Source organism: Telluria sp. AZSoR62 (genome assembly GCF_058111565.1).
This window is the reverse complement of record NZ_JBYTST010000586.1, coordinates 1-237: the sequence shown is the minus strand read 5'-3', so window position 1 is coordinate 237 and position 237 is coordinate 1. Positions and strand designations below refer to the sequence as shown.

1 pseudogene is annotated in these 237 nt (G+C 67.1%); it reads right to left on the bottom strand.

Features of this window, described 5'->3' with window-relative positions:
• Positions 1–237 (bottom strand): annotated as a pseudogene (locus AC3XQU_RS24840) (flavoprotein); the annotation flags it as partial.

Genomic DNA, 237 nt, shown 5'->3' with positions numbered 1-237 from the left:
CACCGCCGTCGTGTTCGACCCGGACGGTGAAAGGGGTGGCGTCACGGTCCCGGACGTGGGTTTTGTCCATGCCCTGGCGTGTAACGGCAATGACGCGTGCGCTGGTCTGGAGCCGGGAGGAGATCTCCGGGGTTGCAGCCAGCGGGGCGAGGTAATTGTCGATCAGTTCCCCGCCGTAAGGCAGTGCCGTCAGGCGAGGGGTTTCCCAGCCGGCGTCCTCCAGCAAACGCACGGCCG